General features: G+C 70.1%; 11 protein-coding genes and 2 tRNA genes. 4 read left to right on the top strand and 9 right to left on the bottom strand.

Features of this window, described 5'->3' with window-relative positions:
• Nucleotides 1-4: 4 nt before the first annotated feature.
• The 4 genes from AC07O8_RS12300 to AC07O8_RS12285 form a co-directional block, all read right to left on the bottom strand.
• Nucleotides 5-78, bottom strand: a tRNA-Val gene (locus AC07O8_RS12300).
• Nucleotides 79-184: 106 nt separating this feature from the next.
• Nucleotides 185-261, bottom strand: a tRNA-Val gene (locus tag AC07O8_RS12295).
• Between the two features lie 117 nt (nt 262-378).
• On the bottom strand, nt 379-2652 hold the full coding sequence (locus AC07O8_RS12290) for a RelA/SpoT family protein (protein WP_495048295.1): 2274 nt from the start codon (nt 2650-2652) through the stop codon (nt 379-381).
• A 45-nt stretch (nt 2653-2697) separates the two neighbouring features.
• Nucleotides 2698-3564, bottom strand: a complete 867-nt coding sequence (locus tag AC07O8_RS12285; RefSeq protein ID WP_495048294.1) for an alpha/beta fold hydrolase — start codon at nt 3562-3564, stop codon at nt 2698-2700.
• A gap of 48 nt (nt 3565-3612) precedes the next feature.
• Here AC07O8_RS12285 and AC07O8_RS12280 point away from each other — a divergent pair, with 48 nt between their 5' ends.
• A complete protein-coding gene (locus AC07O8_RS12280; protein ID WP_495048293.1) occupies nt 3613-4383 on the top strand; it encodes a 3-hydroxybutyrate dehydrogenase in 771 nt (256 codons plus the stop codon).
• Between the two features lie 14 nt (nt 4384-4397).
• Here the strand turns inward: AC07O8_RS12280 and AC07O8_RS12275 are convergent, their stop codons facing one another.
• Nucleotides 4398-5135 carry an SIMPL domain-containing protein gene (locus AC07O8_RS12275; RefSeq protein ID WP_495048292.1) on the bottom strand — a complete coding sequence of 246 codons (738 nt, stop codon included), beginning with the start codon at nt 5133-5135 and terminating at the stop codon, nt 4398-4400.
• Between the two features lie 237 nt (nt 5136-5372).
• On the opposite strand from AC07O8_RS12275, the gene ompR reads away from it, so the two are divergent.
• A complete protein-coding gene (gene ompR, locus AC07O8_RS12270) occupies nt 5373-6101 on the top strand; it encodes an osmolarity response regulator transcription factor OmpR (protein ID WP_297530379.1) in 729 nt (242 codons plus the stop codon).
• A 4-nt stretch (nt 6102-6105) separates the two neighbouring features.
• Nucleotides 6106-7431: an ATP-binding protein gene (locus AC07O8_RS12265; RefSeq protein ID WP_297530377.1), complete on the top strand. Its 1326-nt coding sequence runs from the start codon at nt 6106-6108 to the stop codon at nt 7429-7431.
• Between the two features lie 65 nt (nt 7432-7496).
• Here the strand turns inward: AC07O8_RS12265 and ispF are convergent, their stop codons facing one another.
• The 3 genes from ispF to ispD are packed head-to-tail and all read right to left on the bottom strand — an operon-like array spanning nt 7497 to nt 9542.
• Nucleotides 7497-7988, bottom strand: coding sequence for a 2-C-methyl-D-erythritol 2,4-cyclodiphosphate synthase (gene ispF / locus AC07O8_RS12260; protein ID WP_495048291.1), 492 nt, complete (start codon nt 7986-7988; stop codon nt 7497-7499).
• 52 nt (nt 7989-8040) lie between these two features.
• A complete protein-coding gene (map, locus tag AC07O8_RS12255) occupies nt 8041-8796 on the bottom strand; it encodes a type I methionyl aminopeptidase (protein WP_495048290.1) in 756 nt (251 codons plus the stop codon).
• Entirely contained in the window at nt 8793-9542 is a 750-nt protein-coding gene (ispD, locus tag AC07O8_RS12250; RefSeq protein WP_495048289.1) for a 2-C-methyl-D-erythritol 4-phosphate cytidylyltransferase, read from the bottom strand. Before ispD ends, map begins: the two co-directional genes overlap by 4 nt.
• Nucleotides 9543-9871: 329 nt before the next feature.
• Here ispD and AC07O8_RS12245 point away from each other — a divergent pair, with 329 nt between their 5' ends.
• Nucleotides 9872-10960 (top strand): RNA methyltransferase, encoded by a 1089-nt coding sequence (locus tag AC07O8_RS12245; protein WP_495048637.1) that lies wholly within the window; start codon nt 9872-9874, stop codon nt 10958-10960.
• Between the two features lie 13 nt (nt 10961-10973).
• Here AC07O8_RS12245 and AC07O8_RS12240 read toward each other — a convergent pair whose 3' ends face one another.
• Nucleotides 10974-12557 carry a ShlB/FhaC/HecB family hemolysin secretion/activation protein gene (locus AC07O8_RS12240; protein WP_495048288.1) on the bottom strand — a complete coding sequence of 528 codons (1584 nt, stop codon included), beginning with the start codon at nt 12555-12557 and terminating at the stop codon, nt 10974-10976.
• Nucleotides 12558-12578: the final 21 nt, after the last annotated feature.

Raw genomic sequence — 12578 nt, 5'->3', positions numbered from 1 at the left:
CGGGTAGGCGCGATTGGATTCGAACCAACGACCCCCACCATGTCAAGGTGGTGCTCTAACCAACTGAGCTACGCGCCTGAAATACTCGGCCAGCGGTGGTCAATCCACTGGTCGGAAAACAAATCGCCCGCCGTTGGAGCGGGCGATCCGTCTGAGGTGTCCCTGAGGACTTGCCTACCAATCCTGGTAGGCGCGATTGGATTCGAACCAACGACCCCCACCATGTCAAGGTGGTGCTCTAACCAACTGAGCTACGCGCCTGGAGAAGCCTCGCAGTATAAGCCGAATTTTGAGGCCCGTCCAGGAAGCTGCGGCAAAAAGAACAGCAGTCGCACGGCGTCCTCGACAAGCCCGCGAGCGGCAGACCCTGAGAAGGCTTCAGCGACGCCGCGCGCTGCGGATGCCCGAGACCTGCGACAGCGCCATCAGCGTCTGTTGCAGCCGCTGCGCGTCGCTCACCTCGACGGTGAAGTTCATCCGCGACAGGTCGTTGCGCAAGGGCTTGCCCTTGCCGCTCTGCTGGTTCACCGAGATGACGTTGAGCTTGTCCTTCGCGAAGAGCTCCAGCACGTCGCGCAGCAGCCCCGGCCGGTCCGTGGCCTCGACGACCAGGTCCACCGGATACATCGCGCCCTTGCCCGCCCGGTCGGGCGCGGGCTCGCCCCAGGCGACCGCGATCACGCGCTCCGGCGCCGACTGCGCCATCTGCCGCAGGTTCGCGCAGTCGCAGCGATGGATGGCCACGCCCTTGCCGCGCGTCACATAGCCGGTGATCGCGTCCGGCGGCGCCGGCCGGCAGCAGCGCGCCAGGCTCGTCAGCAGGGAGTCCACGCCCACCACCAGCACGCCGCCCTTGGGCGTGCGCCCTTCTCCGACCGCGCCCTTCGTGTGCCGCTGGACCAGCAGCTCTTCCTCATCCGCTTCCGGCACTGGCGGACGCAGCAGCGTCTCGATGTTGCGCAGCGAGTACTCGTCCTTGCCGACGACCTCGAACAGTGCCTCGGCGCTCTTGAAGCCCAGCCGTCCCGCCAGGTCGTCCAGCTTGATCGCCGTCTTGCCTTCGCGCTGCAGCAGCTTCTCGACGAGTTCGCGACCCTTCGAGATCGTGTGCGTCTGCACCTGCGCGTTGAACCACGCGCGCACCTTCGCCTTGCTGCGCGGGCTCTGCAGATAACCGAGCTCGGCGTTGAGCCAGTCCATCGACGGACCGCCCTCTTTCAGCGCGACGATCTCCACCGTCTGGCCGCTCTGCAGCGGCGTGTTCAGCGGCACCATCTGGCCGTCGACCTTCGCGCCGCGGCAGCGGTGACCCAGGTCGGTGTGCACCGCGTAGGCGAAGTCCACCGCCGTCGCGCCCGCGCAGAGTTCGACCACGTTGGCCTGCGGCGTGAACACATAGATGCGGTCGTCGAAGCGGGCGTCGGTCTCGGCGACGTAGTCGCGCTCCCACGCCAGCAGTTGCCGCAGCACCGCCTTGCGCGCCTGCGCGACCTGTTCCTCGAACTCGCCCGCCGCGATCACCCCGGCATAGCCCTTGGTGCCCGCCTCCTTGTAGGCCCAGTGCGCCGCGACGCCATGCTCCGCATGCTCATGCATCGCGCGCGTGCGGATCTGCACCTCCATCGGCCGGCCGTCCGCCGCGATCACCACCGTGTGCAGCGACTGGTAGCCATTGGGCTTGGGCCGCGCGATGTAGTCGTCGAACTCGCCGTCCACCGGCAGGTAGCGCTCGTGCAACTGCGCCAGCACCGCGTAGCAGTCCGCCACCTCCGGCACGACGACGCGCAGCGCGCGCAGGTCGAAGACGCGTTCCAGCGTCAGGCCCTTGCCGCGCATCTTCTTCCAGATGCTGTAGAGGTGCTTGGGCCGGCCCTGCACCTGCGCGTCGACGCCGTGGGCCTGGAGCTCGCGTTCCAGCGCGGCCCGCACCGACTCCACCGACTGCTCGCGCTCGACGCGCTTCTCGTGCAGGCCCTTGGCGAGCTGGTGGTAGTGCTCCGGCTCCAGGAAACGGAAGGCCAGGTCCTCCAGCTCCCACTTGATCTGCCAGATGCCGAGCCGGTTGGCCAGCGGCGCGAAGACCTGCAGCGATTCCGCCGCGAGCTCGCGCGGGCACGGCGTCTTGCTCGCCGCGAACCAGCGCAGCGACTGCAGCCGCGACGCCAGCCGCAGCAGCACCACGCGCAGGTCGCGCGAGAACGCCAGCAGCATCTTGCGCACCAGCTCGGTCTGTTCCTGCCGGCGCTGTTCCTCGACCCGTGCCTCGCGCGCGGCGCGCTGGATCTGCACCAGCCGGCGCGTGTGCGCGACCAGGCTCGCGTCGCTCTCGCCGAAGGCCTTGGCGACGATCTCTTCGGGCTTGTTCAGGTAGTCGCCGGCGTACACCAGGTAGGAGGCGGCCTGCATGGACGGCGCCGCGCCGACGCCGGCCAGGATCGCGGCCACGCCGTCGGCGTGGGCCAGCGCCGGCTCGCCGGTCCCGAGCAGGTGATCGGCCAGCAGCGGCTCTGCGAACGCGCGGGCGCGTCGCACCGGATCCACCGTCTCTTCGGCGCGCGGCTGCGCGGTCGGCAGCCGGTGGGGCAGATCCCCGTCCAGCAGGGCCACGATGGGCGCCGCCTGGTCCTGCCGCAGCCCCGATTCCGTCTTCATTCGTCGTTCATCCGTGTCCTCGGGGGCGCGTGCGCCGCCGGGACGTCATCCGCGAGCCAGGAATTGCTCCACCACGCGGATCTGTTCGTCATGCACCAGGGTCGGCGCATGGCCGACGCCCGGGAACTCGTGCAGCTCGGCGCGCGGGCCGCGCTGCGTCATCAGCTCGGCGGTCGTGCGCGTGAGCAGGTCCGAATCGCCGCCGCGCAGCAGCAGCGTCGGGCAACGCACCGCGTCATAGGCGGCCCAGAGCTGCGCCTCGCCGGCTTTCGCCAGCTCCGGCGTCAGCCCGGCCAGGCCCTGCCCGATGCGCGGGTCGTAGTGCAGCCGGCAGCGGTCGCCGTCCGGCTTGAACATGGCCCGCGACAGCGCCAGCCATTGGTCGTCGGTGTGCGGCCCGAAGCTCTGCGAGATGCCGCGCAGGTAGTCGGCGCCCTGCTGGCAATTCTCGAACTGCGGCGCGCGGCCCAGATAACTCGCGATGCGCTGCAGGGCGACGAACTCGATCGTCGGCCCCACGTCGTTGAGGATCAGCCGCTTGATCGGGCTGGCCGGCATCGCCGCCAGCGCCAGGCCGATCAGGCCGCCCATCGAGGTACCCAGCCAGTCCACCTGCCCCACGCCCAGGCGCGCCAGCAGCGTGACCATGTCCGACACATATTGAGGAAGCTGGTAGTTCCGAGGATCGCCCAGCCATTCCGACTCCCCGCGTCCGACGACATCCGGGCAGATGACCCGGAAACGCCCGCTCAGGCGCTGCGCGATCACGTCGAAGTCGCGGCCCTGCCGCGACAGTCCGTGCACGCAGACCAGCACCTGAGGGTTGTCAGACCGTCCCCACTCCCAATACGCGACCTGATGAAGGCCGCAGGGGCTCAGCGCCTGGACTTTTTTCAACAAGGGTTCAGACATCGCTCGTATCCTTTGTCCCCATCCTAACAACCCTGAAGAGGACGCGGCATGTTGAAAGGCAAGACGGCGCTGGTCACCGGCTCCACGAGCGGCATCGGATTGGGGATCGCCCTGACCCTGGCCAAGGAAGGCGCGAACATCGTCCTGAACGGCTTCGGCGACCACGCCGGCCCCAAGGCGGAGGTCGAGGCGCTCGGCGTGAAGGTGGGTTATCACGGCGCCGACATGAGCAAACCGGCCGAGATCGAGGCCATGATGGCCTACATCGACCAGGAGTTCGGCGGCTGCGACGTCCTGGTGAACAACGCCGGCATCCAGTTCGTGGCCAACGTCGACGAGTTCCCGCCGGAGAAGTGGGACGCGATCATCGCGATCAACCTGAGCTCCGCCTTCCACACGATGCGCCTGGCGCTGCCGGGCATGAAGAAGAAGAACTGGGGGCGCGTCGTCAACATCGCCTCGACGCACGGGCTGGTGGCGTCGGCGGGCAAGTCGGCCTACGTCGCGGCCAAGCACGGCCTGCTCGGCCTGACCAAGGCGGCCGCCCTGGAAACGGCCCTCCTCCCGGTCACGGTCAATGCGATCTGCCCCGGCTGGGTGCTGACGCCACTGGTGCAGAAGCAGATCGACGACCGCTCGGCCAAGGAAAAGCTCGACCCCGCCGAGGCCAAGCGTCAGTTGCTGGCCGAGAAGCAGCCCTCGCTGCAGTTCACGACGCCCGAGGAACTCGGCGCGCTGGCCGTGTTCCTGTGCTCGGACGCCGCGATCAACGTGCGCGGCCAGGCCTGGGCGATGGACGGCGGCTGGACCGCCCAGTGAGGATCACCTGAGGATCACTTCGTCATCAGCACGCTGCCGTTGACGTTCACCGTGACGGTGGCCTTGCCGGACTCGACGGGTAGGGCCTCGTCCGCGGACGCGCCCATCGTCTTGAAGCGCGCCATCGGGGCCGCCATCACGGCCACCGGCTGGTCGGCGTTCACGCTGACCTCGCCGATCCGGTAGTTCGAGTAGCCGAACTCCTTGGCATAGATCGCGGCCTTGCTCTTGTAGCTCGCGATCGCCTGCGAGACCACCTCGTTCTCGGCCTTCTCGCGCGCCTCGCGCGACAGGCCGTAGCTGACGTTGGCGATCGCCAGCGAACTGATGCGGCCGCTCAGCTTGGAGATCGCCTCGATGTCGCGACCCTGCACCAGCAGCTCGACGCTGCCTTGCCAGCCGGTGATCTGCGGCGCGGCGCTCGAGCCCGCCTTCGGCTGGCCGTAGCGCGGATAGACCGACAGGTTGCCCGCCTGCAAGTCGACCTGCCCCGGCCTGGCCACCTTGCGCGCCTCGGTCAGCGCGGCGTCCAGGGCCTGCTTGAGTTCGTTCTGGACGGCGGCGGCCTCCTTGCCCTCGCGCGTCGTGGAGAAGCGCAGCTGCAGCAGGTCGCGGGTCACTTCGGTCGTGGCCGAGGCGCTCAAGGACAGCAGGTCGGTCCGGACCGCCTGGGCCTGCGCCATCGCGGGCAGGACCGCCACCGCGCCAGCGGCGATCAAGGTGCGGGCAAGGATCTTGGAGCTTCGGATCATTCGGGTTCCTACGGAGAGTCCTGGTGGGAACCAGCATAACGCGTGAGGAAAGCGTCACGGTTGACCGGCGTCGGCCACCGTTCATCCGCCTTTCCGAGTCATTCATCGCCCACGTTGAGGGGCATGGACAGCCTTGTTACAAAAGATGTAACCATCCGGTAAGGACTGATGCATCCCGCAAACAGGTCGAAAAACTGCCCTTACAGTCCCGCTGTTACAAATTTCGGAGTGGCCGCCATGCAAACCACAACCCGCCCCAACCGTGTCCTGGTCGTGGATGACGACGCCCGCATCCGGGACCTGCTGCGCCGCTACCTGGCCCAGGAGGGCTTCGAGGTCCTGCTGGCCGAGGACAGCAAGGCGCTGAACAAGCAGCTGACGCGCGAGACCGTGGACCTGATCGTCCTGGACCTGATGCTGCCCGGCGAGGACGGCCTGTCCATCTGCCGCCGGCTGCGCGCCGCGGGCGACAGCACGCCCATCATCATGCTGACGGCCAAGGTCGAGGAAGTGGACCGGATCGTCGGCCTCGAGGTGGGGGCCGACGACTACCTGGCCAAGCCCTTCAACCCGCGCGAACTGCTGGCCCGCATCAACGCGGTGCTGCGCCGCCGGCCGCCGCCGGAAGCGCCGGGCGCGCCGTCCAAGGAACCGATGACGGTCCAGTTCGGCCCGTTCGAGTTCGACCTGGCGCTGCGCCGCCTGGCCAAGAACGGCGAACCGGTGCCGCTGACCACCGGCGAGTTCTCGATGCTGAAGGCCCTGGTGCGTCACCCGCGCCAGCCGCTGTCGCGCGACAAGCTGGCGATGCTGGCCCGCGGCCGCGAGTTCGAGCCCTTCGACCGCAGCCTGGACGTGCAGGTCTCGCGCCTGCGCAAGCTGCTGGAAGAGGATCCGGCGCAGCCGCGATTCATCCAGACCGTGTGGGGCGTGGGCTACGTGTTCGTTCCGGACGAGGCGGCCTGATCCCGTGGCACCCCCGCGTCTGGCGCTGAACCTGTTCTGGCGCACCTTCGCCCTGCTGGCCCTGCTGCTGGCGGCCGGCGTGCTGGCGTGGCAGCAGACCTTCAAGGCCCTGGAGGCCGAACCCAAGGCCCTCGAGGCGGCGCAGCAGCTGGCCGGCCTGGTGAACCTGTCGCGGGTGGCGCTGTCCAGCACCGACGCGATCAACCGGGTGGCGGTCGTCAAGTCGCTGGCGCGCAGCGAGGCGGTGTCGGTGGAAGTCGCCGAGGCGACCGACCGCTGGCTGCCTTACGAGAACTCGCCCTTCGCACAACGGCTGCGCAAGGAACTGGTCTCGCGGCTCGGTCCGCAGACGGTGCTGGCGAGCGGCCTGAACGGCGTGCCCGGGCTGTGGGTGAGATTCGACGTCGGGCCGGACCAGTTCTGGCTGCAGACCAACCCGGCGCCGCTGCAGGCCAACATGTCCAGCAACTGGTGGTGGATCGCGATCGCGCTGGGCGCCTCGCTGCTGGGCGCCGCGGCCATCGCGCGCCTGATCAACCAGCCGCTGCGCGAGCTGTCCATCGCCGCGAGCCGCATCCGCGAGGGCGAGTACGACTCGCGCCTGGACGAGAGCACGCTGACCAGCGAGATCCGCGAGGTCAACATGGGCTTCAACCGCATGGCGCGCGAGCTGGCCAAGATGGAAGAGGACCGCAGCGTGATGCTGGCGGGCATCTCGCACGACCTGCGCACGCCGCTGGCGCGGCTGCGGCTGGAGGCGGAGATGAGCGTCAACGACGAGCAGGCGCGGACCTACATCGCGCAGGACATCGACCAGCTTGACGCCATCATCAACAAGTTCATGGACTACGCGCGTCCGAGCGAGCTGCAGCTGCAGGCGCTCAACCTGCGCGAGCTGGTGGAGCGCGAGGCGCAGGGCTTCCGTGATCCGCAGCAGATCCAGATCAGCGTGCGGCTGTCCGCGGCGCTGCGCATCTGGACCGACCCGACGGAGCTGGGGCGCATCCTGCTGAACCTGTTCGAGAACGCGCGCCGGTACGGCCACCACGGCGACGAGCCGACGCGCGTGGAAGTCACCGCCGAGGCCGACAGCGCCTGGGTGCTGCTGACGGTGCGCGACCACGGGCCGGGCGTGCCGCCGGACAAGCTCGCGAAGCTGACGACGCCGTTCTACCGCGGCGACACGGCCCGCACGGCGGCCACCGGCGCGGGGCTGGGCCTGGCGATCGTGGAGAAGTCGGTGCAGCGTCTGGGCGCGCAGCTGCGGCTCGCGAATGCGGACGACAGCGGCTTCGTCGCGCAGTTGAGACTCAAGCGCGCGAGCGTCTGACCGCAGTCAGCCTGTCTCTCTTGCCCCCTCTCCCGCAAGCGGGAGAGGGAGTCCGGACGAGCGATTCAGTCGGCGGCGCGCACGAGCAGGCAGACGGCGCGCGCCTCGATCGCCTTGAGCTCGCCGACCGGCCCCATTTTTTCGGCCGTCTTCGCCTTGACGTTGATCTGCCCAGGCGCGATGCCCAGCACCTCCGCGAGCCGCTGGCGCATCGCCGGGATGTGCGGCGCCATCTTCGGCTGCTGCGCAATGATCGTGCTGTCGAGGTTGCCGATCACCCATCCCAGGTCCTTCACGCGCCGGTAGGCCTCGGCGAGCAGCACCATCGAATCGGCGCCCTTGAACTCGGCCGCGGTATCGGGGAACAGCTTGCCGATGTCGCCCAGCGCGGCGGCGCCGAGCAGCGCGTCGGTGATCGCGTGGGCCAGCGCATCCGCGTCCGAGTGCCCCAGCAGGCCGTGCGTGTGCGGGACCGTGACGCCGCCCAGGATCAGCGGGCGGCCGGTGACGAGCTGGTGCGTGTCCCAGCCCTCGCCGATGCGGAAATTCAGAACCATGAGGATGTCGCGTTGAAAGCTTGAAGCGGGCGGGTGGGCCGACGGACCGGGGTCAATTCGGCAGCGCGTTCGTGACGACGAGCGGTCCGTTGCGGGTGACGATCATCGTGTGCTCGAACTGCGCGGACAGGTTGCCCTTGACGCCGGAGAGGGTCCAGCCGTCGGCCTCCTCGTCGACCCAGCGGCTCTTGGTCGACAGGAAGGGCTCGATGGTGATGACCATGCCTTCGGTGAGCACGCGGGTGTCGTTGGCGTCGTAGTAGCCGGGGATGCTCTTGGGCTCCTCGTGCAGCGAGCGGCCGACGCCGTGGCTGCACAGGTTCTCGATGATCTTGAACTTGTGCGCCTTGGCGACCCGCTCGATCGCGTGGCCGATGCGGTTGAGCTTCGCGCCGGGTTTCACTTCCTTCATCGCCTGCTCCAGCGCGTACTGCGCGGCGAAGACCAGCTGCGTCTTGGTCGGCGTGGTCGGCGGGACGATGCGCGTGCCGCCGGTGTCGCCGAAGTAGCCGTCCAGCTCGGCCGAGACGTCGACGTTGACCACGTCGCCCTTCTGGATCACGCGGTCGCCGGGGATGCCGTGCGCGGCCTGCTCGTTGATCGAGATGCAGGTCGCGCCGGGGAAGTTGTACATCACGCGCGGCGCGGATCTCGCGCCGAACTCCGTCAGCCAGCGCTCGCCCATCTGGTCGAGCTCCAGCGTGGTCATGCCGGGGCGGATCGCGTCCAGCATGCGGCGCAGCACGGTGGCGACGGCCTCGCCGGCGGCCTTCAGGCCCTGGATATCGTCATCGGATTCGACAGTCATGCGCGGCTCCTGAGCAAGCGTTCGGCCAACGCGAAGTCGGCGGGGTAGGTGACCTTGAAATTTTCCATGGAGGCTTCGACCAGCCGGGGCGCGTGCCCCAGGGCCTCGATCGCGCTGGCCTCGTCGGTGATGCCGTCCAGCGGGCCGGCCAGCGCGGGCATCAGCAGGCCGAGCCGGAACATCTGCGGCGTCTGAGCGGCCCACTTGCCGCGGCGGTCGACGGTGGCGGCGACGCGCAGGGACGGCGTCGCACCGGGGTCGGTGCCCGGGCTCGCGGCCGCCGCGTCCTTGAGCGTGTCCGCCACGGGCAGCGCGAGCAGGCCGCCGACCTCGTCGTCGTCGCAGGCCGCGATCAGCGCCTCGACCCATTCGGGGCGGAGCAGGCAGCGGGCGGCGTCGTGGACCAGCACCCAGTCGTGCGGCTGGGCGCCGCGCTCGCGCAGCGCCTGCAGGCCGGCGGCGACGGTGTCGGCGCGCGTCGCGCCGCCGGCGCGCGCGATCCAGCCGCGTTCGCCTTCAAAGCCGGGCACGGCGGATTCGAACTGGTCGTCGTCAGGCGAGAGCACGACCAGCGTGGCCTCGATGCGCGGGACTGCACCCAGCGCCGCCAGCGTGTGCGCGATCATGGCGCGGCCGGCGAGCGGGACGTACTGCTTGGGACGGTCGGCGCCGGAACGGCTGCCGACGCCAGCGGCCGGCACCAGCGCGAAGCAGCGCGGCGCGAGACCGATCGGAAAGGAACTCATGGGGGTCGATTGTAAGGAGCGCGAAACGCAGCAGGAATTCCCTCTCCCGCGCTGCGGGAGCGCAACCGCATCAAGCATTCCTTGACTGCCGCGGCCGCTGGCCCTCACCCCCACCCTCTCCCGCAAGCGGGAGAGGGAGCAAGAGGAGCCGGCGCTGCGAGCGGAACGGATCGGACTCTCTCTCCCGCTTGCGGGAGAGGGAGCAAGAGGAGCCAGCGCTGCGAGCGGAACGGATCGGACTCCCTCTCCCGCTTGCGGGAGAGGGCGGGGGTGAGGGCCAGCGGCGGTGGAAGTGCCGCACGGCGGGGCCGCCGATTCGTTGGGTGAAAATCCCGCTTCCTCCTCCTGCTCCGAATGCCGTGTTCTCCATCGCCGACATCCACCGCCGCCTGACCGCGCTCGGCGCCAACGAGGCGCACGCGGGGCGCGTGCTGCGCCACTGGGTCCAGGCCCGGCCGCTGACCGAGGGACGACGCAAGCTCGAGCACTACCTGCCGCAGGCGGTGCGCGACGCGTTGCCGGCGCTGATGGACGAGCTGCACGGCCTGGCCACGCTGATCGAGCGACATCCCGGCGAGGACGGCTCGGCGCGGCTGCTGGTGGGCCTCCAGGACGGTCAGACCGTCGAGAGCGTGCTGCTGCCGCGCGACGGCCTGTGCGTGTCGAGCCAGGTCGGCTGCGCGGTGGGTTGCCGCTTCTGCATGACCGGCAAGGACGGGCTGTTGCGGCAGGTCACCAGCGCCGAGATCGTCGCGCAGGTGGCGCTGGCGCGGCGCGAGCGCGTGGTGAAGAAGGTCGTGTTCATGGGCATGGGCGAGCCGTCGCACAACCTGGAGGCGGTCATGGAGGCGATCGAGCTGCTCGGGCTCGAAGGCAACATCGGCCACAAGCAGTTGGTCTTCTCGACGGTCGGCGATCTGCGCGCGTTCGAGCGGCTGGCCGCCGGACCGGTGAAGCCGGCGCTGGCGCTCTCGCTGCACACGACCAAGCCGGCGCTGCGCCGCGAGCTGCTGCCGCGCGCACCGCGGCTGACGCCGCGCGAGCTGGTCGAGGCCGGCGAGCGATACGCCCGCGAGACCGGGTATCCGATCCAGTACCAGTGGACGCTGATCGACGGCGTCAACGACGGCGAGGACGAGCTCGACGGCATCGTCGAGCTGCTCAAGGGCCGCTACGGCGTGCTGAACATGATCCCGTACAACAGCGTGCCGGCGCTGCCGTACACGCGACCCGACTGGGACAAGGCGCGCGACATCGCCCGACGCCTGCACGAGCGCGGCGTGCTGACGAAGCTGCGCGACTCGGCCGGGCAGGACGTCGACGGCGGCTGCGGGCAGTTGCGCGCGCGGAGTCCGGCGACGCCGCCGGTCTCGATGCGCGAGGCGCGCCGGGCGATTCCCATCGCGCCGGCGGACTGAACCGCCGCGCGCCTCACAGCGCGTAGCCCACGCTGACCCACACCTGGGGCGCCCGCCCCTTCGGATCCGACAGCGAGACCCGCTGCGCGGCCGTCCCCATGCGCCATCCCGCCGTGCCTTCCGCGCGCCAGGCGCCGTGCTGCCAGCGCAGCCCGACCCCCGCCCCGGCCAGCGTGCGGCCTTGCGGCAGGGTCCGCGCACGGGCGCTCGCGGCCCATGGGGTGTGGCTGAACCTGACACGTCCCGCATCGACGAAGCCGAAGGGCTCCAGCGTCCCGCACCGGTAACGCAGCTCCATCTGCGCGAGCACGCCGTGGTCGCCGGACGTCTCCCCCGACGGCCACGCCCTCACGCTGCGCGCACCGCCCAGCGAGAACTTCCTCGACGCGTCCAGGTTCTTGTCGGCGATCTGTCCGCTGCCGCGCAGCAGCAGGCCCCAGGCCCGCCATTGCCGGAGCAACGCGGCGTCCGCCGCCAGCACGAGGTACTCCCCCGCGGACCGGGCGCTCGCGGCATCGAACGCCGCCACGGACACGTCGCTCAGGCGCACGTGGCCCGCTTCCATCCACAGGCCGCCCCAGGCCGCGGTGCCCGCCGACGGGTACATCACCGCCTGCAGCCCCGTCGTCACCGCGATCGCGCGCCGCGGGTCCGACAGGGCCACCGCCTTCTGCACATTGACGATGCGCCGGCCTTCCAGGCCGATGTGCCAGGACAGGCTGCCCGGCCCCCGGGTCGTGAGCGGCACGACGGCCGTCGCCCCGACCGCATCGACCTGTCCCTGCGCCCGCAGCCGCGCGAATTCGCCGCCCAGTTCATGGTGCTGACGACTGGCCGTCAGCGACACCCGCGTGCCCCGCGTGCCCAGCGGCACCTGGTAGGCCGCCGCGCCGTCCCAGCCCCTGCCGGTGTTCGCGCCGCCGCTGGCGGTCAACCGGTCGCCGAAGAGCAGCAGCCCGTTCACGTGGCCCGCCACGCTGCCGCGCCCGCGACCCGCAAACCGGTTGCCGTGGTTGTCGGCCTTCACATTCAGGCTCCAACGGCGGGCCTGTTCCACGAACAGGTCGACATCGCCCTCGCCCACCTCGCTGCCGGGTCCCAGGCTTGCGGAAGCAGCGACGCCGGGCAGACGCGACAGGATCTGCACCTGGCGTTCGAGTTCATCGCCGAGGGGGCGACCGGGACGGATGTCGTCGATCCAGGCGGCGGCGTCCCCGGCCGCGCCGCCGCGCAGCGCGACGCGGCCATAGCGGCCTTCCACCACGACGACGCGGAGCGTCCCATCCATCATCCCGTCCACCGGGACATGCGCCCGTGCGAACGGTCGCCCGCCCTCGCGGACCTGCCGCTCCACGCCGCGGATCACCGCTTCGATCCCGGCGCGGTCCCACCGGCGGTCGAGCGACGCCTGCCACTGCCGCGTCAGCTCCTCGGCGTCCAGCACCCCGAGTCCCTCGATGCGCAGGCGCAGCGGCGCGGAGCGGCCGCTCCCGTGCCAGGTCTTGCCCGCGGCGGCGCCAGGGGCCGGTTCGGCCGGTTCAGCCGAGGCGGCCTCGGCGCTCCAGGGTCCGGCGACACACACCGCCACGGCGGCCATGACAAGAGACCCGGCGCAACG

This window comes from Roseateles sp. GW821-FHT09G09 (genome assembly GCF_059415965.1).
Note: the sequence above shows the minus strand (reverse complement) of the source record. Positions and strands in the feature narration are given on the sequence as shown.

What these genes read in the sequence shown, in the direction of transcription:
- ompR (WP_297530379.1), top strand. Translation starts at nt 5,373, where the DNA reads ATGCAAACCACAACCCGCCCCAACCGTGTCCTGGTCGTGGATGACGAC.
- AC07O8_RS12280 (WP_495048293.1), top strand. Translation starts at nt 3,613, where the DNA reads ATGTTGAAAGGCAAGACGGCGCTGGTCACCGGCTCCACGAGCGGCATC.
- ispD (WP_495048289.1), bottom strand. Translation starts at nt 9,542, where the DNA reads ATGAGTTCCTTTCCGATCGGTCTCGCGCCGCGCTGCTTCGCGCTGGTG.
- map (WP_495048290.1), bottom strand. Translation starts at nt 8,796, where the DNA reads ATGACTGTCGAATCCGATGACGATATCCAGGGCCTGAAGGCCGCCGGC.
- AC07O8_RS12275 (WP_495048292.1), bottom strand. Translation starts at nt 5,135, where the DNA reads ATGATCCGAAGCTCCAAGATCCTTGCCCGCACCTTGATCGCCGCTGGC.
- AC07O8_RS12240 (WP_495048288.1), bottom strand. Translation starts at nt 12,557, where the DNA reads ATGGCCGCCGTGGCGGTGTGTGTCGCCGGACCCTGGAGCGCCGAGGCC.
- ispF (WP_495048291.1), bottom strand. Translation starts at nt 7,988, where the DNA reads ATGGTTCTGAATTTCCGCATCGGCGAGGGCTGGGACACGCACCAGCTC.
- AC07O8_RS12290 (WP_495048295.1), bottom strand. Translation starts at nt 2,652, where the DNA reads ATGAAGACGGAATCGGGGCTGCGGCAGGACCAGGCGGCGCCCATCGTG.
- AC07O8_RS12285 (WP_495048294.1), bottom strand. Translation starts at nt 3,564, where the DNA reads ATGTCTGAACCCTTGTTGAAAAAAGTCCAGGCGCTGAGCCCCTGCGGC.